The 1,521-nt window shown below is 48.7% G+C and carries 2 protein-coding genes and 1 riboswitch; both genes read left to right on the top strand.

All coding sequences use genetic code 11. The features are described from left to right. Window positions 1-891, top strand: an 891-nt coding sequence (gene ribA / locus HMPREF1039_RS04435) for a GTP cyclohydrolase II (protein WP_007391212.1), incomplete at its 5' end; no start/stop codon positions are given. Window positions 892-1,119: 228 nt separating this feature from the next. Next, window positions 1,120-1,236, top strand: a riboswitch (FMN riboswitch). Window positions 1,237-1,356: 120 nt separating this feature from the next. Next, window positions 1,357-1,521: 3,4-dihydroxy-2-butanone-4-phosphate synthase (locus HMPREF1039_RS04440; RefSeq protein ID WP_007391211.1), on the top strand; the 165-nt coding region annotated here is incomplete at its 3' end.

Below are 1,521 nucleotides of genomic sequence, written 5' to 3' on the forward strand. Positions count from 1 at the left end.
GTCCATGATTTGCAAAACTATTGCCGTCGTCATGATAAACACGTAACCAGAGAAGCCGTAGCGAACATGCCGACAAAATTCGGCGACTTTAAAATTTACGGGTATGTCAACGATTTAACCGGGGAGCATCATGTCGCCCTCGTCAAAGGCGATATCAGCAACGGCAAAGATATCCTGTGCCGTGTCCATTCCGAATGCCTGACCGGTGATGTCTTCGGCTCTCGTCGCTGTGACAGCGGACAACAATTAGCCGCCGCCCTCCAAAAAATTAACCTGGAAGGGCGCGGCGTACTGCTGTACATGCGACAGGAAGGTCGCGGGATCGGTCTGATCAATGAGTTAAAAGCCTATGCCTTGCAGGAAGAAGGCTATGATACGGTAGAAGCCAACGAAAAACTCGGCTTTGCTCCCGACTTGCGGGAATATTGGATCGGCGCGCAAATTTTACAAGATTTGGGCGTAAAAGAACTGCGCTTATTAACCAACAATCCGGAAAAAATATACGGCTTGGACGGATTCGGTGTAAAAATTACACAGCGTGTCCCCATTGAAATGAAAGCCCAGAAAATTGAAATGGAAAGTGCCGATGAAGACGAACGCGATCGCCACCTGTTGCAGCCGGACGAATATTGTCGTGCCGGCGGCGCGTCCCACGTCTTATTAGCCGAGTATAAAAAAATTTGGTATTTGCGCAAATCCTTTGCCGAAGCCGTACGCGCCGAAAGCCTTTGCGTCAGCAAAGAAGACGTGGTCGTCCCGATAGAACGGGAAGCGGAACTATTACAAAAAATCACCGCCACAACCGCCCGTGACCTCTTGACCGTCCAACCGGTCACGCAGACCGGCATCGCCAACTCACCCGTCGCCGACTGCGACGTCCGACACCAATAATATGCCTATAAGTATCCGTCGAACAAACGCCTTTCGGAAGACCGCGGCATCGAGGATACACGCCGACAAGTCAGAAAAAAATGCCCGGCTCCCGCAGCAGCGGCCATGAGGAAAGCCGGCAAACAGGCCCGAGATCCGGAGAAAATGTTCCTTCCTCTGTAAGGTTTTCTGTTCTTTGTACTTTACAAGAACATATTCTTGATGTATTATGTAGCCATATGTTGAATATACAATCTTCAGGGCAGGGTGTAATTCCCGACCGGCGGTATAGTCCGCGAACGCTATGGCGTACGATTTGGTGTAATTCCAAAACCGACAGTATAGTCTGGATGAAAGAAGATGTATACCGATTCTTTTGGTTGCGTATAAAAAAAGCCCTGAAACTGTCATTCAGCTCGGGGCTTTTCTTAGTGTATCGCTTCTTATCACTACGTAACCCGATAAACCCAAAGGAGGATATCATTTATGACAACCCAAAAACGACCTTTCCATACCATTGAAGAAGCCTTGGAAGAGCTGCGTGCAGGACATCTGATTATCGTCACCGATGATCCGGATCGGGAAAATGAAGGCGATCTCATCTGCGCGGCTCAATTCTGTACGACTGAAAATATGAATTTTATGGCCACT

The organism is Megasphaera lornae (assembly GCF_000214495.1).
In the GTDB taxonomy this organism is placed as follows: Bacteria; Bacillota; Negativicutes; order Veillonellales; family Megasphaeraceae; genus Megasphaera; species Megasphaera lornae.